The following is a 19,571-nucleotide window of genomic DNA, read 5'->3' as shown; positions in this document are numbered from 1 at the left end:
GCCCAGCTCGGCAGCCATGATGTCCAAGGTGCGAGCCGGTGCCTGCCTCCAGTCTGGAGCAGTCCGATCGCCACCACCAGCCGTTGCTTAACCGGCGTCGCCCGCCTCGGTCTCCAACCCGAACTGCATCGCCGCCAGCTTGGCGTAGAGACCGCCACGCGCGACCAACTCGTCGTGCCGTCCGATGTCCACGATCCGTCCCGCGTCCAGAACAACGATGCGGTCCGCTTTCTGGATGGTCGCGAGCCGGTGCGCGATGACCAGGGTCGTGCGGTGCTGCATGGCAGCCTCCAGCGCTGCCTGCACGACGCGCTCGCTCTCCGCGTCCAGCGCGCTGGTGGCTTCGTCCAGCAGCAGCAGCGGCGGGTTCTTCAACATCGCGCGGGCGATGCTGATGCGCTGACGCTGGCCGCCGGACAGGCGCACGCCGCGTTCGCCGAGAAAGCTCTGATAGCCCTCGGGCAGCGCACGGATGAAGTCGTCCGCGAACGCCGCCTTTGCCGCGGCGATGACTTCTTCGTCGGTCGCGTCAGGCCGGCCGTAGCGGATGTTCTCCATCGCCGTGGTGGAGAAGATGACGCTGTCCTGCGGCACGAGGCCGACATTGGCGCGCAGGTCTGCCAGGCTCAGCGTCTGCGTGGGCACGCCGTTCAGCCGGATCTGACCCGACTGCGGGTCGTAGAAGCGCAGCAGCAACTGGAACACCGTTGTCTTGCCAGCGCCGCTGGGTCCCACCAGCGCCACCGTCTCGCCGGGTTGCACGGTCAGCGACAAGCCGTCCAGTGCCGCTGTCTGCGGCCGCGAGGGATAGTGGAAGGTGATGGCGTCGAACTCCACTCGGCTGCCGCCTTGCGGTGCAGGCAGCACCTGGGGTGAGGCCGGCTCGGCCACGGGGGAGCGCGCCTCCATCAGCTCAATGAGTCGTTCGGTGGCGCCGGCGGCGCGCAGCACGTCGCCCCAGACCTCGGCCAGCACGGCCACGCTGCTGACCAGCAGCGTCACATAGACCACCGTCTGGCCCAGGTGGCCGGCCGTGATCTTGCCGGCGATGACGGCCTGCGTGCCCTGGTACAGGCCCCACAGCATGGCGCCGAACACGGCTGTGATGATGAAGGCGACCAGGAAGCTGCGCACCCGGGTGCGCTTGCGCGCCGTGTCGAAAGCGGCCTCGCTGGCGGCAGCGAAGCGGCGGCTCTCGGCGGCCTCCTGCGTGTAGCTCTGCACCACGGAGACGGCGTTCAGCACCTCGGCCGCGATGGCCGAGGTGTCGGCCACGCGGTCCTGGCTGGCGCGCGAGAGCTTGCGCACTCGGCGGCCGAAGTACAGCGCTGGGGCCACCACCAGCACGAGGATGCCCAGCACCTGACCCATCACATAGGGGTTGGTGACGACGAGCATGATCAGCGCGCCGGTGCCCATGACGATGTTGCGCAGGCCCATGGACAGGCTGGAGCCCACCACGGTCTGCACGACGGTGGTGTCCGTCGTGATGCGGCTCAGCACTTCGCCGGTCTGCGTGGTCTCGAAGAACTCGGGGCTCTGGCGCAGCACGTGTTTGTAGACGGCGTTGCGCAGGTCGGCCGTGACACGCTCGCCCAGCCAGGTGACCATGTAGAAGCGCGAAGCCGAGAAGAGCCCCAAGGCCGCGCCGACCGCGAACATCGCCAGGAAATGCTCGCGCAACGCCATCAGCCGCTCGCCCGGGTCGCCGGCCGAGAAGCCGGCGTCGATGAGGCCGCGAAGCGCCAGCGGAAAGGCCAGCGTCGCCAGCGCGGACAGCAGCAGCGCGGCCAGCGCCAGCGCGATGCGCCCGCGGTAGGGGCGCAGGAAGGGCGCCAGGCCGCTCAATGAGCGGGCCTGCTTGGAGGCGGGGCGTTCGGTGGTGGAACTCATCTTGTCAGCGATCGGGTCAGGACGTCGCAGGTGCGGCTCAGCATCGCGTCGTCAAGGTCTTGGTGGCAAAGCAGTTGCAGCACGTGGTGGCGCCAGCGCGCGCCGTGGTCGTCGGGGAAGTCGCTGAGGCCGGGTGCGCCGGGCCAGACGCGCTCCCAACGAAACACCGCGCAGCCGGCCGAGCGCAGCGCCGCGTAGACAGGTTCGGGCTCGTCCACCCAAAGTGGCATCACATAGGGCGCGGCCTGGTCGGGCAGGGCGCCCAACAGCGGGCGTGCGCCGGCCAGGCCCTGTGCGCCGTCGAACAGCGCCTGGTAGTGGGCGCGGCGGCGCGCGACGATGCGCCCGCGCGGCAGGCCCAGCAGCCGTCCGGTCAGGGCCGGCGGCGCCTGCTCGCTGCGACCGAGGTCGCACTCGGCCAGCATGTCGGCTTCGCCCAGCTCGCGCGGTGCGGCGCCGGACGGCGCGCGCGGCGGGCCGTTTTTCAGCCGGAACAGCGCGCGCAGCGGCGCGTTGAGGCCCGTGAGCCGCCCCTGCTGGCTGCCGCGCTCCAGCAGGTCCACCCAGGCCTTGAGCTGGGCCTTGCCGCCGGCCGGCCGCAGTGCCTGATCTGGCAGCGGCTTGGCCGACGCCAGCAGGCCGCCTTCGGGCACGGGGAAGAACTTGGACACGCTGGCTGTCGCCAGATCGCCCCACTGGCCCACCGGGCGCTCGCCGGCCTGGCCGAAGAAACTGTGGGCGCAGTCTTCCACCAGCGCGATGCCACGCGCGTCGCACCAGGCGCGCACGCCAGCCAGCGAGCGCGGCAGGCCGAACAGCTGGGCGACGACCAGGGCCTTGGTGCCGGGCGCGGGCGTAATGGCATCCAGCCGGGGTAGGCCGTCGGGGCCTAGCGGGTAGAACTGCACCGCGGCACCGGCCGCGCGCAGCGGTGCCACGAGCGTGGGGCAGTGGTAGCTGGGCGCCAGCACGCCGTCTCCGGCCTGCACGCCGAGCGCCTTCATCGCGGCGAACAGTGCCGCGCGGCCGCTGGTCAGCAGCCGCTGGTGGGGCAGCTCGTCGACGGCGGGCAGGCCGGCGGGGCGTTGGCCCGAGAGGTTGTCCCAGCCGAAGGTGGGGCGGGTGGGTTGGCGTTGCAGCATGGGCCGCGCATTGTGGTCTACCGCAGCGGCGGTTTGCCCGCATAGCCGGTCAGTTCCAGGTAGCCGGCGCCCAGTGGCCGGTTTCGGCCATCGAACAGCCGGGCCACGCCCTCCCAGTAAACCAGGCCCGAGCTGCGCCGGGCATCGATCTCCTGGGCGTCGAAGGCGGCGCGCAGCTGCATCTCGCCGGCGGGGCTATCGAGCCGCCATGCCACGGGCCAGTGGGCGCCGGTGGCAGGGCTGGTCCAGTGGCGGATCGGCTGCATCTGGACCTCATCGGGCGAGAAACTCCGATCGGGCCGCCCGGGCGTGCGCAGGCTGCCGCCGGCCCAGGAGCGGCTGCCGTCGCGATGACGCAGCTGGAACAGCGTCAGCGCGCGGCCGTCCAGCAGGTTGATGCCCAGCCAGTCCCAGCCGATGGCGTCGCCCAGCAGGCTGTCGCTCCATTCATGGTCCAGCCAGGCGCGGCCCGCCAGGCTGTGGCGCTGGCCGTCCAGCACCAGTGCGGCCTGGGTCTGCAGCTGCGGGCGCGAGTAGTAGTGGCTGAACTGTGCCGGATCGGGGCCCTTGCGCGACAGACCGGCTTCGCCCTGCAGCAGTGGAGCATCCGGCGAGGCCAGCTCCAGCTCCAGCGCGAAGCCGGGGCCGCCGAAGACGGCACGGTAGCCATCACCCTCGCGCCTGAGCGTCCAGTCGCGCAGCTTGACGTCGCAGTCGCCTTCCAGCGCCTGCACGGCACCCGGCAGGGCGCGCAGCAGGCGCTGGGCGTGGCGCTGGTGCCTCGCACCGAGGTCGGACAGTGCCACGTGGCCCAGCAGCAGTTGCCGGGGTGCCAGAGGGCTGGGGTGGTCGGCCGAGGCGGGGCCGGGCAGGCGGAAGAAGGTCAGCTGGTAGCCGTAGCGCGGCCTGAGCATGGACTCCGGACCATCGCGGTCGCCCAGCAGGCCGGTCAGGTACCACCATTCGATGGCCTGTTCGGGATGGGCACCGAAGTCCTGCGGGAAGTTCAGTGCGGCGCGTACCGGCAGTGGCAGCGCGGCCAGCAGCAGGGTGCGCCGGCGCAGCGTCATGCGTCCTCCCGCACGGCACGCACGGCGTCCTGGCCCAGCGCGCGGCGGCCCGCCAGCAGCGAGGCGCCTACCGCTGCGGCGAAGGCCAGCCCCACCAGCGCCGCAAGGCGTGCGAGCGGCAGGTGCATGTCCATGCTCCAGTGAAAGCTCTGCGGGTTCACGACGTAGACCAGCACCAGGCTCAGCCCGAGTCCCAGGGTCAGGCCGGCCAGAGCGCCGGCGGCACCGATGAGGCCGGCCTCGACGAGCAGCAGCCGCAGCAACTGGCGCCGCGACAGGCCCAGGTGCCGCAGCAGCCCGAACTCTCTTTTGCGCGCCAGCGCCTGGGCCGACTGGCTGGCGACGACACCGAACAGTCCCACGGCGAGTGCCACGGCCTGCAGCCAGACGGTGATGGCGAAGCTGCGGTCGAAGATCTGCAGCGACAGCGCACGCAGCTCGCCGGCTGCAGCCATGTCCACGTCCTCGCCGGCGAGCCGGCGCACGGCCGCGCGGGCGGCGTCCAGCGTCTCACCCGGCGCCAGCCACAGTGCGATTTCCGTGATCGTGCCGTCGCCGCTGGCGCGGCGGTAGTCGGGCAGGGACATCCACAGCGCCGTGCCCTGGCGCGCATAGTCGCGCCACACACCCTGCACCTGCAGCTCGACGCTGCGGCCGCTGTCCACCAACTGGGCCGTGAAGACGCGACCCGGCACCAGAGCGTCGCGGTCGCGCGCCGCCTCGTTGACCCAGACGGGCAGGGCGCCGTTCGCCGGGCGGCCGCTCCAGCGCTGGACCGTCGGCAGGCCGGCCGCGTCGAGGTCGCGGGCGGTCAGTGTCACGGGTTCGGCGCCGGGCACGAGGCGCAGCCGGGCGGTGCGCTGCGGTGCGGCGCGGGCGACGCCGCTCAGGCGGGGCAGGCCGTCCAGCAGGGCCGCAGGCAGCGGCGTGGGCGCCCCGTCGCCGTCGCGCAACGCACTGCGCACGTAGAGGTCGGCCGGCAGCGCCTGGTCCAGCCAGCGCAGCAGCGACTCGCGGAAGCTGCCGATCATGACCGTCATCGCGACCGCCAGCGCCAGCGCGACCAGCACGCCGGCCAGCGAGCGGCGTGCCTCGGTGGCCTGGTCGCGGCTGCGCTCGCGGGCCAGCAGCAGCAGGGGCGTGGCAGGCAGCCGGGCCAGCAGGCCAGTGAGGCCGCGCACCAGCACAGGCACCAGCGCCAGGCCGCCCAGCAGCAGGCACAGCATGGACAGATAGGCGCCCAGCGGTGTATCTCGCCACAGCGGAGGCAGCGCCGCCAGCGCGGCACCCAGCGCTAGCAGCCCCACGCCCAGCCACGCGGGCAGGCTGCGGCCGGCCGGCAGGCCCAGGCCCTTGAGCACCAGGGCCGGCGCGATGCGCCTGATCGTGAGCGCCGGCGCCAATGCGGCCAGCAGCGCCGCAGCCAGGCCCAGCGCGCCATAGACCAGCGCCGGCAGAAGCAGCGGCTGCCCCATCAGCAGCCGGGCGGACGACTCGCTGGCGCCATGCAGGCCCAGGTCGCTGCCCAGCAGCTTCAGCGCGCCGGCTGCCAGGCCCAGGCCGAGCGCCAGGCCCAGCACGGTGCCGATGGCGCCGACGATGGCCCCCTCCATCAGGATCAGCCGCCAGCGCATGCGTGCCGACACACCCAGCACGCCCGCCAGTGCCCATTGCGGCAGGCGCTGCGCGGTCGCCAGCGACAGCACCGCATAGACCAGGAAGCTGCCGGTGAACAGGGCCATCAGCGCCAGCAGGCCGAGGTTGACGCGGTAGGCGCGGGTCAGGTCGGACAGGCGGGCACCCTCGTCCTCGGGGGGCGCGGCCTGCCAGCGCTCGGGCAGCCGGGCGGCCCAGGCCGCGGGATCCACGCCCGGGGCGAGCTGCACGGCGATGCGGTCCAGTGCGTTGACGCGGCCGAACAGGACTTGCGCGTCGGCAATGTCCAGCACGCCCAGAGGCGTGCTGCCTGCGGCGATGCGGCCGCCGACATGGAGTTCGATGTCGCGTGGTGCGCCGCCGCCAGGCTGGGGCAGGCGCAGCTTCAGACGCGTCGCACCCGCCGGCAGGTGCAGCCGCGCGGCGGCGTTCAGGTGCACGGTGTCGGCGGCCAGCAGCTCGCCGAGGCCACCCGTGACCTGCGGCGTGAGTTCCGGCGCCAGCGGGCGACCGTTGGCGGCCGAAGCCAGCAGGGCCAGCGGGTCCAGGCCGATGAGATGGATGGACAGCCCGCGGCCCAGGCGCTCGTCCTGGCCGGCCTGCCCGGGCCAGAGCGCCTGGGCCTCGATGACGGGACTGGCGGCGCTGACCTCGCGGTGATTGAGGACCTCGGCGAGGTCGGCTGCGGTCAGCGTGCCAGCCCGGGCGCGCAGCACCAGGTCGGGCTGGCCATTGACGCTGCGTGCCGCGCGGGCGAACTCGGCCAGCGTTGCGCCGTTGAGCAGGTGTACTCCGAAGGCGAGGGCCACACCCAGCATGACGGCCACGATGGCCAGCACGATGCGGCCGGGCTGGTCGCGCCAGGCGGGCCAGCACAGCGCGGCCCAGAGCTTCACGGATGCGCCCTTCGGCCCGCAGTCCTCATGCGGCATGCAAGCCTTGAGCGTCCAGCCGCAGGCGCCGGTCCGCCGCCTCGGCGGCGCGCTCGGAATGCGTCACCAGCAGGCAGGCCGCGCCGGCTTCCAGCGCGCAGCGCCGCAGCAGTGCCAGCACTTCGGCCGCGTGGCGCGCGTCAAGGTTGCCGGTGGGCTCGTCGGCCAGGACGAGGCGGGGGCGGTGCACCAGCGCACGGGCGATGGCGACGCGCTGCAACTGGCCGCCGGAGAGCTGGCGCGGCATGCGTGCGGCCAGGCCGCCGAGGTCCACAGCCGCGAGCATCTGCGCGACGCGGGCGTCGTCGGCGTGGCCCAGCAGTCGCAGCGGCAGCGCGACGTTGTCGGCCACGCTCAGGTGCGGCAGCAGATGGAAGGCCTGGAAGACGAAGCCCAGCGAGCGGCGACGCAGCGCCGAGCGGGCTTCGTCGTCCAGGGCGCGCAGGTCGTGGCCATCGAGCGTGATGCTGCCGGTGTCGGCCTCGTCCAGGCCGGCCAGGCAGTTCAACAGCGTGGACTTGCCCGCGCCGGACTCGCCCAGCAGCGCGACGATCTCACCCGCTGCGAGGTCCAGGTCCACTCCGGAAAACACCGGTGTCTCGCCGTAGGCCTTGGCGAGGCCGCGCGCACTCAGAACAGTCATGCCTTGGATTCTGGGTCCTTGCGTGCTGCGCTGGCCCGGCCCTGCGGCGGCGCGAGCTTGATGCCGCGTCTGGCCAGCGCCTCGCGCAGCAGCAGCTCGGCCTGTGCGTTGGCACTGCGCAGCTCGGCCGCCGCGAGCCGCTCGACCTCGGCCCACAGCGCGGGGTCGACGCGCAGCGGAAAGGATTTCTTGTCAGGACTGGCCATGCGGGCCGCGGGCTCAGGTGTAGAGGGAGCCCGTGTTGACCACGGGCTGGGTCTCGCGGTCCGAGCACAGCACCACCAGCAGGTTGCTGACCATGGCGGCGCGGCGTTCGTCGTCCAGCACGACGATCTCGCGCTCGCTCAGGCCGCGCAGCGCAGACTCGACCATCTCCACCGCACCCTGCACGATCTTGCTGCGCGCACTGATGATGGCCTCGGCCTGCTGGCGGCGCAGCATGACCTGGGCGATCTCGGGGGCGTAGGCGAGGTGGCTGATCTTGGCGTCCAGCACGTCCACGCCGGCGTCGGCGAAGCGGGCCTGCAGCTCGGCGCGCAGTGCCAGGGCGACGACGTCCTGGCCGCCGCGCAGCGTCACGGCACCGGCCTCCACCTCGTCGGCCTCGTCATAGGCGTAGCAGGTGGCCAGGTGGCGGATGGCGGCCTCGGCCTGCACGCGCACATAGGCTTCGTAGTCGTCCACCTGGAACAGGGCCTGCACGGTGTCGCGTACCCGCCAGACGACAACAGCGCTGATCTCGATGGGGTTGCCGCGCTGGTCGTTGACCTTGAGCACCGGGGCGTTGAGGTTGCGGTCACGCAGCGAGACCCGCTTCTTCACGGCCAGCGGGTTCGCCCAGCGCAGGCCGGTGCCGCGGTCGCTGCCGATGTAGGCGCCGAAGAGCGTCAGCGCGGCGGCCTGGTTGGGGTTGAGCATGTACAGGCCTGCCAGCGTCAGCAGCCCGGCCAGCATCAGCGGGACACCCAGCAGCGGCGCCCCGCGCACGACGCTGATGCCGATGGCGATCAGCCCCAGGCTCAGCGCCACCATGGGATAGCCGTTGACGCTGCGCGCCGTGCTCTCGCTGACGGTGGTTTCACGCGACGGGGAGGGTGTGGTCATGACTTGGCTTGCCTCAAAAGTGAATCAAAGTGATATCACTTTAACGAAGCTTTCGGTGCAGCGCAAGAGGGGTCAGCCGAGCAGGCGTTGCAGCCCGGCCAGCAGTTCAGGCGTGGGCTGTGGACCGTCGCAGGCGATGACGCGCCGCCGGGGCATGCTGCGAAGCCAGGTGATCTGGCGCTTGGCGAGCTGGCGGGTGGCGGCGATGCCGCGCTCGCGCAGCTCGGAGAAGTCGTTCGCGTCCAGGGCCTCCCAGGCCTGGCGGTAGCCGACGCAGCGCATGGACGGCAGGGCCAGGCTCAGGTCGCCGCGGGCGCGCAAGGCCTTGACCTCGTCAAGCAGGCCCTGCCCGAGCATCAGGTCAAAGCGCCGCGCCAGGCGTTGATGCAGCCAGGTGCGGTCGGTAGGCTCGAGCGAGAACAGCGGCCAGTCCACGCCTTCGTCGCGCGTGGCGGCATGCAGTGCGCTCAAGGGCATGCCGGTCAGGCGTATCACTTCCAGCGCGCGCTGGATGCGCTGGCTGTCATTGGGGGCCAGGCGCTGCGCGGTCTGCGGATCCAGCCCGGCGAGCTCGGCATGCAGCGCCGGCCAGCCGCGCTCGGCGGCCTCGGCGTCGATGGCGGCGCGCAGCTGCGCATCGGCCTGGGGCAGGGTGGACAGGCCGTCGAACAAGGCCTTGAAGTACAGCATGGTGCCGCCCACCAGCAGCGGCAGCCGGCCGCGTGCCGTGATCTGCGTGGCCAGTCGTTTTGCATCGCGCACGAACTCGGCGGCCGAGTAGCTGTCCAGCGGGTCGAGGATGTCGATCAGGTGGTGCGGCACCGCGGCCTGCTCGGCGGCGCTGGGCTTGGCGGTGCCGATGTCCATGCCGCGATAGACCAGCGCCGAGTCGACGCTGATGATCTCCACCGGGAGCACCTCGGCGATCGCCAGCGCCGCCGCCGTCTTGCCGCAGCCGGTGGGGCCGGCCAGGCAGATCGGGGTCAGAAACGTTCCCATGGGGCCAGGTAGCGCCACTGGCCCACCGGCAGGTGGCCCAGCGGGATGCGGCCGATGCGCACGCGCTTCAGGCCGACGACCTTGAGGCCCACCAGTTCGCACATGCGGCGGATCTGGCGCTTCTTGCCCTCGCGCAGCACGAAGCGCAGCTGCTGCTCGTTCTGCCAGCTGACCTTGGCGGGCTTGAGCGGTTCGCCGTCAAGCTCCAGGCCGTGGTTGAGCAGGGCCAGCTTCTCGGGCGCCAGCGCGACGCTCGGCAGCGTGCCCTCGGGCACCTCGTGGGCGACGAACTCGACGCGCACGAGGTACTCCTTCTCGATGTCGGAGTCGTCGCCGATCAGCGCCTTGGCGACGCGGCCGTCCTGGGTCAGCACCAGCAGGCCGGTGGAGTCGATGTCCAGCCGCCCGGCCGGCGCGAGGTGGCGGTGGTGGTTGGGATGGGGCTTGATGCCGGACGGGTCGTCCTTCCAGCGGTTTTCCTGCTGGAACAGCACCACGGCCGGCTCGTAGCCGTCCTCCGCCTGGCCTGACACGTAGCCAATGGGCTTGTGCAGCAGCACGGTGACGAGCTGGGACTGGGCCTGGCGGGCGGCGGGATCGATGGTGATCTCGACGTCGCCGATGACGCGCTGGCCCAGCACGGCGACCTTGCCGTCGACGCGCACCCAGCCGGCGGCAATCCACTCGTCGGCTTCGCGGCGCGACGCCATCTTCAGCTCGCTCATGCGCTTGGACAGGCGCTCACCATCGTCGGCGTCGACCTGGCGTGCCGGATTCAGGCGCTGCTGGGGACGCTGAGGCGGTTCGAAGCCGGGGCCGCGATTGGCGACACGGCGCTGGTCCATGCGGGGCGGGCGGTCGGCCGGCGGGCGTTCGTCCGGCCGGGCGCGGGGGCCCCGCTCGGGGCGCTGCGGCGCATCGCCGCGGTACTGCGGCGGTCGCTCGTGCGGTCGCTCGTGCGGTCGTTCACCCGGCCGCTCGTCTGGACGGTGGCGCGGACCGCGCGGGGGCGCGTCGCCGCGCAGCGCCTGCGGGCGCTCGGTCTTGAAGGCGGTGCCGGTCTTCGGACGGGCCGGGCGTTCCTCGCGCTGGGGCGCGGGGCGTTCGCGCTTTTGCTGGGATTGCTGGCGCTGCTGGAACTGCTCCTCGCGCTCGGCCCGGTCGGCCTGCGCCTTGGCCAGCGTGGGGCGGGGCTTGGAGACGCCCTTGCCACGCAGCGGGGCGCGCTTCTCGCCTTCGGCGTTGCGGGTCTTGGCGGCGGGCTTGGGCTTGCCCTTCAGGGTGATGGTGGCCATCGCTGTTCTTCTTTCAGCGGCCGCGCAGGAACAGGGCGTCCAGCTCTTTCATGTCGAGCTGGCGCCAGGTCGGGCGGCCGTGGTTGCATTGGTCGGCGCGTTCGGTGGCTTCCATGTCGCGCAGCAGCGCGTTCATCTCGTCCAGCGTGAGCTGGCGATTGGCGCGCACGGCGCCATGGCAGGCCATGGTGGCGAGGATCTCGTGCTGGGCGCGCTCCAGCACCGAGCTGGCGTCGAACTGGGCCATCTCGGCCAGCAGCTCGCGGGTCAGCGCGACCAGGTCGCTCGCGGCCAGCAGGGCCGGGCGGGAGCGTACGGCCAGCGTGCGGGCTGACAGCGGTGCCACGTCCAGCCCGAGCTGGGCCAGCGTCGCCGCATGCTGCTCGGCCGCGGCGACTTCCTCGGCCGTGGCGGCGAAGCTGATCGGGATCAGCAACGGCTGGCTCTCGATCTGCGTCGCGCCCAGGCGAGCCTTGAGGCGCTCGTAGACCACGCGCTCGTGTGCGGCATGCATGTCGACGATGACCAGCCCCTGCCGGTTCTCGGCCAGGATGTAGACGCCCTGGATCTGCGCGATGGCGCGACCGAGCGGCCAGTCTTCGTCGGGCAGCACCGGCTTGAGCGTGACGGTGGGCGCGGCCAGAGGGGACGCCATGGGGGCGGGCACCGCGGCCTCGTCGGGCTCGGCCGGCCGCCACAGCGCCTCGTGCTGCACCAGCGACAGCCTCACCTGCTCGGCCGTGGGCGGCACCGGGGGCGTGTAGGCCGCGTTGCCGTGACGGGGCTCGGCGACGTAGAGCGTGGCCGCAGCCGTGGGCTCGAAGGCCAGCGGCGCCATGGCCGATTCGACGCCGGCGGCCTCGGCACTGCGGGACTGGGCCAGTGCGTCGATGAAGGCGCGGCGCACGCTCTGGTGGATGGCACGGCCATCGCGGAAACGCACTTCGATCTTGGTCGGGTGAACGTTGACGTCCACCAGCTCGGGCGCGATCTCGATGAACAGCACGTAGCTGGGCTGGCGCTGGCCGTGCAGCACGTCCTCGTAGGCGGAACGGATGGCGTGGCTGATGAGCTTGTCGCGTACGTAGCGGCCGTTGACCCAGACGTACTGCTGGTCGGCCCGCGAGCGCGCTGCCTCGGGCAGGCCGGCGCGCCCGCTCAGGGCCAGCGGTCCGGCGCTGTGCTCGAAGGCCCGGCTGTCCTCGTTGAAGTCCGCGCCCAGCACGTCGGCGATGCGCTGTTCGCTGGACGCGGGGCGCCACTGGTCCACCAACTTGCCTTCGTGCCAGATGGCGAAACCCACGTCAGGTCGTGCCAGCGCATGGCGGCGCACGGCCTCCACGCAGTGGGCCAGCTCGGTGGCGTCGGTCTTGAGGAACTTGCGGCGCGCCGGGGTCGAGAAGAACAGCTCGCGCACCTCGACGCTGGTGCCGCGCGAGCGGGCGGCTGCGGAGAGCTCGCCGCTGCGGGCGTCGATGCGCTGGGCGTGGGCGGCGTCGGCGGTGCGGCTGGCGATGGACATCTCCGACACCGACGCGATGGCGGCCAGCGCCTCGCCGCGAAAGCCCATGGTCGCGACCGACTCCAGCTCGTTCAGCGAGGTGATCTTGCTGGTGGCGTGGCGCTTGAGCGCCAGCGGCAGCTGGGTCACGGGTATGCCGCAGCCATCATCCTCCACGACGATGGCGCGCACGCCGCCGGCCATCAGCTTGACGAGCACGTTCTTTGCGCCGGCGTCCAGCGCGTTGTCCACCAGCTCGCGCACCACCGAGGCCGGGCGCTCGACGACCTCGCCGGCGGCAATCTGGCTGATCAGCTCATCGGGCAGTTCGCGGATGGTGCGGGGCGCTGGGGCGTCAGTGGCGTCAGGGAGCGGCGAATCCATCCCGGGGATTATCGACGCCCCCCGGCCGTCATCGAGGCGTCTGGATAATGCCCCGCCATGGACCTGCTGCACTTTCTCGTCGACTTCATCCTGCACGTTGACCAGCACCTGGCTGATTTCGTCCAGGCCTATGGCACCTGGGTGTACGCCCTGCTGTTCCTGATCATCTTCGTGGAAACCGGTGTCGTCGTGATGCCCTTCCTGCCGGGCGATTCGCTGCTCTTCGTCGTGGGCGCGATGTGTGGCGTGGGGCTGATGGACCTGGGCCTGTCCATGGCGCTGCTGACGGCGGCGGCCATCCTGGGCAACCAGAGCAACTACGCCATTGGCCGCTACTTCGGCCCGCGGGTGTTCCAGTGGGAGCAGTCGCGCTTCTTCAACAAGGCGGCCTTCGACAAGGCCCATGCGTTCTACGAGAAGTACGGCGGCTTCACCATCGTGGCGGCGCGCTTCATGCCCTTTTTGCGCACCTTCGCGCCCTTCGTGGCCGGCGTGGCGCAGATGACCCGGCGCAAGTTCACCTTCTACGACGTGACGGGCGGCGCGCTGTGGGTGTGCGGCATCACCTTCATCGGCTACGTGTTCGGCAACGTGCCCTGGGTGAAGGCGCATCTGGACAAGATCATCTGGGCCATGATCCTCATCCCCGGCCTGATCGTCATCGTCGGCGCCTTGCGCGGCAAGTTGGGGCGCAAGCAGGCCTGACTGACTTTCGGACATGGTCCGGCATGGGTCTAGAGTCATGGGCTTTTCGTGACTGTCGGAGACCCCGATGACCTTGTCCCGTATTGCCCTGGCCCTGGCCTGCGCCTGGATGACCTCCGGCCTGGCCCATGCTGCCGATCAGACGCTGATGCTGCGTCAGCCCGCCGTGTCCAAGGACCATCTGGCCTTCGTCTACGCCGGTGACCTCTGGCTGGCCGACCGCAACGGCGGCAACGCCCGCCGGCTCACCAGCCATGCGGCCAGCGAGTTCGCGCCGCGCTTCTCGCCGGACGGCCGGCAGATCGCCTTCTCGGCCAGCTACGACGGCAACACGGATGTCTACGTCATCGGCCTGGACGGCGCAGGGGCGAAGCGCCTGACCTGGCATCCGGGCGCGGACGTCGTCAGCGGCTGGAGTCCGGACGGCAAGCGCGTGCTGTTCGCGTCGCCGCGCGAGGTGCTCAACAACCGCAGCAACCAGCTCTACGAAGTCAGCGTCGACGGCGGCTACGAGAAGCAGGTCATGAAGGCGGTAGCCTGGGAGGGCGCCTGGTCGGCCGACGGCAAGCAGCTCGCATACCGGCCCTACAACGCCGCCCACGTGGGCGTGAGCGGCTGGCGCCAGAGCCGCGGCGGCACGACCCCGCCAGTGTGGATCATGGATCTGGCCAGCCAGAAGTGGCAGGAGATCCCCCATGTCAACGCAACCGATTCGGCGCCGGTCTGGGCCGGTGGCGAGGTGGTCTTCATCTCCGACCGAGCTGACGGCGCCGCCAACCTGTTCGCCTTCAACCCGGCAACCAAGTCGCTGCGTCAGCTGACGAAGGAGACGCAGTGGGACGTGCGCAGCGTCGACGCCGTCGGCACGACGCTGGTCTACGAGGCGGGCGGGCGCATCAAGCAGATCGAGCTGGCCGGCGGTGAGCCGCGCGTGCTCGACATCCGCCTCACCGGCACCGCACCGCAGGCCAGGCCGCAGTGGAAGGACGCCGGCAAGACACTGACCCAGGCTCGCCTGTCCAGCACCGGCAAGCGCGTGGTGGTGAGCGCACGCGGCGAGGTGTTCACCGTGCCGGTCAAGGACGGCACCGTGCGCAACCTGACCGAGAGCGCCGGCGTGCGCGAGAAGGATGCGCTGTGGAGCCCCGACGGCCAGCGCGTGGCCTACATCTCCGACGCGCCAGGCATGCGCCATGAGCTGGTGCTGCAGAACCAGACCGGCCTGGGCGCCAAGGAGCGCTTCTTGCTGCCCAAGGAGGGTTATTTCACGCTGATGGACTGGTCGCCGGATGGCCAGCAGCTGGTGCTGCAGGACAACCACCTCAACCTCTATCGCCTCGGCCTTGCAGCGGGGCCCAATGCCAGCCCGCGCGGTCAGCTCGTCAAGATCGCGACCGATGTGCGCCGCTTCGGCTCGGACGGCTTTGCCGTGTCGTTCTCGCCGGACAGCCGCTGGCTGGCTTACACGATGTCGGGCGAGAACTACTTCGGCCGCATCGTGCTGCATGAGCTGGCCACCGGCCGCAGCCACGCGGTGACCGACGGCCTGGCCCACGCCGGCAGCCCGACGTTCTCGGCCAAGGGCGACTACCTCTACTTCACGGCGTCCATCAACTCCGGCCCCAGCCAGGTCGGGCTGGACCTGTCCACCCAGGAGCGCCCGCGCCGTGTAGGCCTGTATGCGCTGGTGCTGGCCGCGGACGGCAAGTCGCCGCTCGCGCCCAAGGCGGGCGACGAGGAGGCCAAGAAGGACGAAAAGAAGGAAGAGAAGAAGGACGACAAGGCCGACAAGAAAGACGACAAGAAGGCTGACGCCAAGACGGACGACAAGCCCAAGGCGGAGCCGGTCAAGCCCGTCAGGATCGATCTCGACGGCCTGGCGGACCGCCTGGTGGCGCTGCCGGTGGCGGAGCGCAACTACGACAGCCTGGCCGTGGCATCCGATGGCGCGCTGTACTACCTGCAGCGCCCGCAGCCCGGCGTCAGCAACGAGCTGCCGCAGGCCGAGCGCCATGCGACCGCCGAGCTGTGGCGCTTCGACTTCGAGGAGCGCAAGCCCAAGTTGCTGCGCAGCGGCGTTGCCGAGTTCTCGCTCAGCGAGGACCACAAGAAGGTGCTCCTGACCGTGGCCGGCGGCAAGCTCGAGGTGGGCGATGCCAACGACAAGGGCGACAGCAAGCCGCTGGACCTGTCGGGCCTGCGCGCCCGCGTCGACCCCAAGGCCGAGTGGAAGCAGATCTTCGACGAGGCCTGGTGGATGGAGAAGGAGTTCTTCTACGACCCCGGCCTGCACGGCCTGAACTGGCAGGCCGTCTACGACCGCTACCTGCCCCAGCTGGCCCACGTGCAGCGCCGCGAGGACCTCAACGACCTGCTGGTGCAGATGATCGGCGAGCTGCAGGTGGGCCACAACCGCAGCGGCGGCGGCGACGTGCACCAGGAGGCGCCGGTGTCCGTGGGCCTGCTGGGCGCGGACTTCGCCATCGAGCACGGCCGCTACCGCATTGCCAAGCTCTACGCCGGCGACCGCCTCAGCCCCAGCCTGCGCTCGCCGCTGAGCGTGCCGGGCCTGGGCGTGAAGGAGGGCGACTTCATCCTCGCCGTCAACGGCCACGAGCTGGACAACAAGACCAACCTCTACGCGCTGCTCGAGAACACGGTCGGCAAGCAGGTCGTCCTCGCCATCGCGCAAGACGCCGCAGGCAAGGCGCGCCGCGACGTCACGGTGGAGCCCATCGCCAACGAATCGCTGCTGCGCCGCTGGGCGTGGATTGACGGCAACCGCAGGAAGGTCGAGCAAAAGAGCGGCGGCAAGGTGGCCTATGTCTACATGCCCGACACCGCGGGCCAGGGTTTCGAGCACTTCAACCGCATGTTCTTCGCGCAGATCGACAAGCAGGCGCTGATCGTCGACGACCGCCGCAACGGCGGCGGCCAGGCGGCCAACTACGTGACGGAGCTGCTGTCGCGCCCTTATCTGGGCAGCTGGAAGGATCGTGACGGCCTCGTCTTTGACACGCCGGGCGGCGCCATCTACGGCCCCAAGGCCATGCTGATCGACCAGGACGCCGGCTCGGGCGGCGACTTCATGCCCTATGCCTTCAAGCGCGTGGGCCTGGGGCCGCTGATCGGCAAGCGCACCTGGGGTGGCCTGATCGGCATCTCGGCCAATCCGCCGCTCGTCGATGGCGGTTTCCTGACCGTGCCCTATTTCCGCTTCTACACGCCGGAAGGCGAGTGGCGCATCGAAAACGAGGGTGTGTCGCCGGACATCGACGTCGAGCTCGACCCTGCCGCGGTGAACCGCGGGGAGGACACACAGCTGGATGCGGCGATCGCTGACGTGATGAAGCGCCTGGAAGGCTGGAAGCCCGTCCAGCGCAAGGCAGCACCCGCTGCTGCGACACTGGGGCGATGAAGACGATTGCCCGTTTGAAGCTGTCGGCCCTGTGCCTGAGCGCTTGGATGCTGGTGGGACCGGACGCGTTGGCCACAACGCCCGGGCCTACGCGGATCATCCAGTGCCCCGGCTCCACCGAGATACGGCAGGCGCCCAGCATCGGTTCGGGCAATACCTTCGGGGCGACGTTCTGGACGGACGGCTACATGGTGGCACCCATGCTGCCCCAGTTCCCGGCCATCACGCGCTGCACGGCCGACGGCCCCTTCTTCTGGGTGTCGTCGGCCCAGGTCGTGGGCAGCTTCCAGCCCTGGCAACGCGATCCCGCCCCGGCGCGGGCCTGGCTCGACGCACCCGTCGTCCGGGAGCTGACGGGTGACGAGTTCCTGCAGGCTATTGCCCAAGGTCTGGGCGAAACCGCAAAGCGGCTCAGCCACCTGCGCCATCACGCATGGTGGGCGGCCAACCACGTCCATCGGCCGTCCTCCGATGCCCAAGCCCCGACCGTCGCGAGCGACTTCCCGGAGGGCTCGGCGTCGCGCGCCAATCCGGAGGCTCTGGTGGCCTCGCTCGACGAGACCGACCCCGACCAGCTGCTGACCAAGATTGAGGGCCTGCGTGAACTTGCCCGCTTCGACGAGGCCGCTCAACTGCTCGCGAGCGCGGCATTCAGCGACGAGCAGTTGCGGCCCTGGGTCAGCCTGATCCGCGAGCGCGTCCGGTTGCGCGACGCGCGCGTGGCCAAGCTCAGGGCCGAGCGCTGATCCAGCCGTGGTGAGCGAGACCGGCATGGCGCTTCGAGACCTTGCCCGTGGCCTGGCCCTGCGCGACCTGTCGCTGCGTGCCAAGCTCGTGCTGCTGGCCCTGCTGCCTCTGCTGGCCTCGCTGGCGCTGATCGCGCTGGCCGTGCGCCAGCAGGAGAGCGCGCTCGCCGCGCGCGAGCATGCGCTGGTGCGCGCCAGCTACATGGACGCCCGGCGCACCGAACTCAAGCACTACGTTGATCTCGCCGTCAGCACCATCAAGCCGCTGCTGGGCCAGCCGGGCGGGCAGGAGCGGGCGCTGGCCATCCTGCAATCACTGGACTATGGACGCGACGGCTACTTCTTCGTCTATTCGCTGAGCGGCCGTGTGCTGATGCATTCGCGCCAGCCCGAGCTGGTCGGCCAGGACCTGTGGGGGGTGCGTGACCCCCGGGGGCGGCCCACGATCCAGCAGCTCATCGCCCAGGCCAAGGCCGGTGGCGGGTACGTGGACTACTTGTGGCGCAAGCCGTCCAGCAGCTTGCTGGCGCCCAAGCTGGGCTATGTCGTGGCCGTGCCGGAGTGGGACTGGATGCTGGGCACGGGCCTTTATCTGGACGGCATCGAGGCGACGATGGCGGAGCTGGAGCGCGGCGCGCGCCAGAACATCATGGCCACCATGCTGTGGGTGGGGGTGGTCGCCATCTTCGGCGTGGCCCTCATCAGCACCGGCGCACTGGTGCTCAATCTCAGCGAGCACCGCAGCGCGGAGGCCAAGCTGCGCGCGCTGGCGCGCGAGGTCGTGCAGAGCCAGGAAGACGAGCGCGCGCGGCTGGCGCGCGAGCTGCACGACGGTGTCAGCCAGGCGCTGGTGGCCACCAAGCTGCTCATCGAATCGGCCCAGTCGGAACCCGCCTCCGCCGCGCGGTTGCAGGAGCTGGCGCTGACGCGGCTGAACAGCACGCTGGCGGAGGTGCGGCACCTGTCGCACGCGCTGCGGCCGGCGCTGCTGGACACGCTGGGCCTGCCGGCGGCGCTGCAGCATCTGGCGGCCGAGTTCGACGCGGCCGGCGGCACGCATTTCCAGGCCAGCGTGGAAGGCGACGAGGTAGACCTGCCCGAGGCCGTGAACACGGCGCTGTTTCGCATCGCGCAGGAGGCGCTGAACAACGCGGCCCGCCACGCCCAGGCGACTCGGGTGGGCGTGCTGCTGCGCTTCGAGCGTGACGGCGGACTGGCGCTGGAGATCCACGACGACGGTCAGGGGTTCGATGCCGATGCGGCCCAGGCCGTGGCCGATCAGGGGCTGGGCCTGCGCAGCATGCGCGAGCGTGCGGCCGCCCTGGGTGCCCGGCTGGGGCTGCTCACGTCGCCGGGGCTCGGGAGCCGCCTCACGGTCAAACTGGGGGCCGCCGATCTGGCCCGCGCTGCTGCATGAACACGCCCATCCGCATCCTGCTCGTCGACGACCATCCGATGGTGCGCGAGGGCCTGGTCGCCCGCCTGGCGGCCGTGCCGCGCTTTGAGGTCGTCGGCGAGGCCGGTGGCCGCACCGAGGCGCTGGAGCAACTCAGCCTGACGGCGCCCGACGTGGTGGTGATGGACGTGGGGCTGAAGGACGGCAACGGCATTGCGCTGGGCGCGGAAATGCTGGCTGCGCGGCCGCAGGTGAGGCTCCTGATGTTCAGCATGTACGACAACCCCGAGTACGTGCAGCGCGCGCTGACCGCTGGCGCGCGCGGCTACGTGCTCAAGGACGCGCCGGCGACGGAGATCGTGTCGGCCATCGACGCGGTGGCGGCCGGCGGCACGTTCCTCAGCGCGGCCGTGTCAGGCCGGCTGTTCCGCGGCCAGGCGCCCAAGCCGGTGCTGACGCCGCGTGAGAGCGAGATCCTCGGCCTGCTGGGGCAGGGCGCTTCGAGCAAGCAGATCGCACGTGAGCTGGACTTGTCCGTGCGCACGGTGGAGGCGCACCGGCAGAGCATCAAGCGCAAGCTGGAACTGGAGGGTCAGGCCGAGCTGATCCGCTACGCCGTCGAGCATGCCAGCCGGCGAGGGCCGGCCTGAGCACAGGCCGCAGGCGGACCGGCATGCAGGTGCAGCC

Annotated in this window: 15 protein-coding genes; 5 read left to right on the top strand and 10 right to left on the bottom strand. The window is 71.0% G+C overall.

Annotated features, from left to right (window positions below; all coding sequences use genetic code 11):
* Positions 1-87: 87 nt before the first annotated feature.
* The 10 genes from QM732_RS10915 to mutL all read right to left on the bottom strand — a co-directional run bounded on the left by QM732_RS10915 (position 88) and on the right by mutL (position 12,619).
* Positions 88-1,893: an ABC transporter transmembrane domain-containing protein gene (locus QM732_RS10915; RefSeq protein ID WP_415656176.1), complete on the bottom strand. Its 1,806-nt coding sequence runs from the start codon at positions 1,891-1,893 to the stop codon at positions 88-90.
* Positions 1,890-3,035: a DegT/DnrJ/EryC1/StrS family aminotransferase gene (locus QM732_RS10910; protein WP_415656175.1), complete on the bottom strand. Its 1,146-nt coding sequence runs from the start codon at positions 3,033-3,035 to the stop codon at positions 1,890-1,892. The genes QM732_RS10915 and QM732_RS10910 overlap by 4 nt, the downstream gene beginning before the upstream one ends.
* A 17-nt stretch (positions 3,036-3,052) precedes the next feature.
* Positions 3,053-4,105 (bottom strand): lipocalin-like domain-containing protein, encoded by a 1,053-nt coding sequence (locus QM732_RS10905; RefSeq protein ID WP_415656174.1) that lies wholly within the window; start codon positions 4,103-4,105, stop codon positions 3,053-3,055.
* A complete protein-coding gene (locus tag QM732_RS10900) occupies positions 4,102-6,657 on the bottom strand; it encodes an FtsX-like permease family protein (RefSeq protein WP_415656173.1) in 2,556 nt (851 codons plus the stop codon). Before QM732_RS10900 ends, QM732_RS10905 begins: the two co-directional genes overlap by 4 nt.
* A gap of 25 nt (positions 6,658-6,682) precedes the next feature.
* Positions 6,683-7,336, bottom strand: coding sequence for an ABC transporter ATP-binding protein (locus QM732_RS10895; RefSeq protein WP_415656172.1), 654 nt, complete (start codon positions 7,334-7,336; stop codon positions 6,683-6,685).
* Complete coding sequence (locus tag QM732_RS10890; protein WP_415656171.1) at positions 7,333-7,542, bottom strand: hypothetical protein; 210 nt, start codon at positions 7,540-7,542, stop codon at positions 7,333-7,335. The genes QM732_RS10895 and QM732_RS10890 overlap by 4 nt, the downstream gene beginning before the upstream one ends.
* 13 nt (positions 7,543-7,555) lie before the next feature.
* Positions 7,556-8,440: an SPFH domain-containing protein gene (locus QM732_RS10885; RefSeq protein ID WP_415656170.1), complete on the bottom strand. Its 885-nt coding sequence runs from the start codon at positions 8,438-8,440 to the stop codon at positions 7,556-7,558.
* A 72-nt stretch (positions 8,441-8,512) separates the two neighbouring features.
* Positions 8,513-9,439: a tRNA (adenosine(37)-N6)-dimethylallyltransferase MiaA gene (gene miaA, locus QM732_RS10880; protein WP_415656169.1), complete on the bottom strand. Its 927-nt coding sequence runs from the start codon at positions 9,437-9,439 to the stop codon at positions 8,513-8,515.
* Positions 9,424-10,734, bottom strand: a complete 1,311-nt coding sequence (locus tag QM732_RS10875; RefSeq protein WP_415656168.1) for a pseudouridine synthase — start codon at positions 10,732-10,734, stop codon at positions 9,424-9,426. Before QM732_RS10875 ends, miaA begins: the two co-directional genes overlap by 16 nt.
* A 13-nt stretch (positions 10,735-10,747) precedes the next feature.
* Entirely contained in the window at positions 10,748-12,619 is a 1,872-nt protein-coding gene (gene mutL / locus QM732_RS10870) for a DNA mismatch repair endonuclease MutL (RefSeq protein ID WP_415656167.1), read from the bottom strand.
* 57 nt (positions 12,620-12,676) lie between these two features.
* Between mutL and QM732_RS10865 the strand changes: the two genes are divergently transcribed.
* From QM732_RS10865 to QM732_RS10845, 5 genes are all read left to right on the top strand, one after another.
* Positions 12,677-13,324, top strand: a complete 648-nt coding sequence (locus QM732_RS10865; protein ID WP_415656166.1) for a DedA family protein — start codon at positions 12,677-12,679, stop codon at positions 13,322-13,324.
* A 67-nt stretch (positions 13,325-13,391) separates the two neighbouring features.
* A complete protein-coding gene (locus QM732_RS10860; RefSeq protein ID WP_415656165.1) occupies positions 13,392-16,742 on the top strand; it encodes a S41 family peptidase in 3,351 nt (1,116 codons plus the stop codon).
* Positions 16,739-17,488 carry a hypothetical protein gene (locus QM732_RS10855; protein WP_415656164.1) on the top strand — a complete coding sequence of 250 codons (750 nt, stop codon included), beginning with the start codon at positions 16,739-16,741 and terminating at the stop codon, positions 17,486-17,488. Before QM732_RS10860 ends, QM732_RS10855 begins: the two co-directional genes overlap by 4 nt.
* Before the next feature lie 25 nt (positions 17,489-17,513).
* On the top strand, positions 17,514-18,905 hold the full coding sequence (locus QM732_RS10850) for a cache domain-containing protein (protein WP_415656163.1): 1,392 nt from the start codon (positions 17,514-17,516) through the stop codon (positions 18,903-18,905).
* Positions 18,902-19,534, top strand: a complete 633-nt coding sequence (locus QM732_RS10845; RefSeq protein ID WP_415656162.1) for a response regulator transcription factor — start codon at positions 18,902-18,904, stop codon at positions 19,532-19,534. Before QM732_RS10850 ends, QM732_RS10845 begins: the two co-directional genes overlap by 4 nt.
* Positions 19,535-19,571 lie beyond the last annotated feature (37 nt).

The organism is Roseateles sp. (genome assembly GCF_047654805.1).
Taxonomy (GTDB): Bacteria; Pseudomonadota; Gammaproteobacteria; order Burkholderiales; family Burkholderiaceae_C; genus Pelomonas.
Note: the sequence above shows the minus strand (reverse complement) of the source record. Positions and strands in the feature narration are given on the sequence as shown.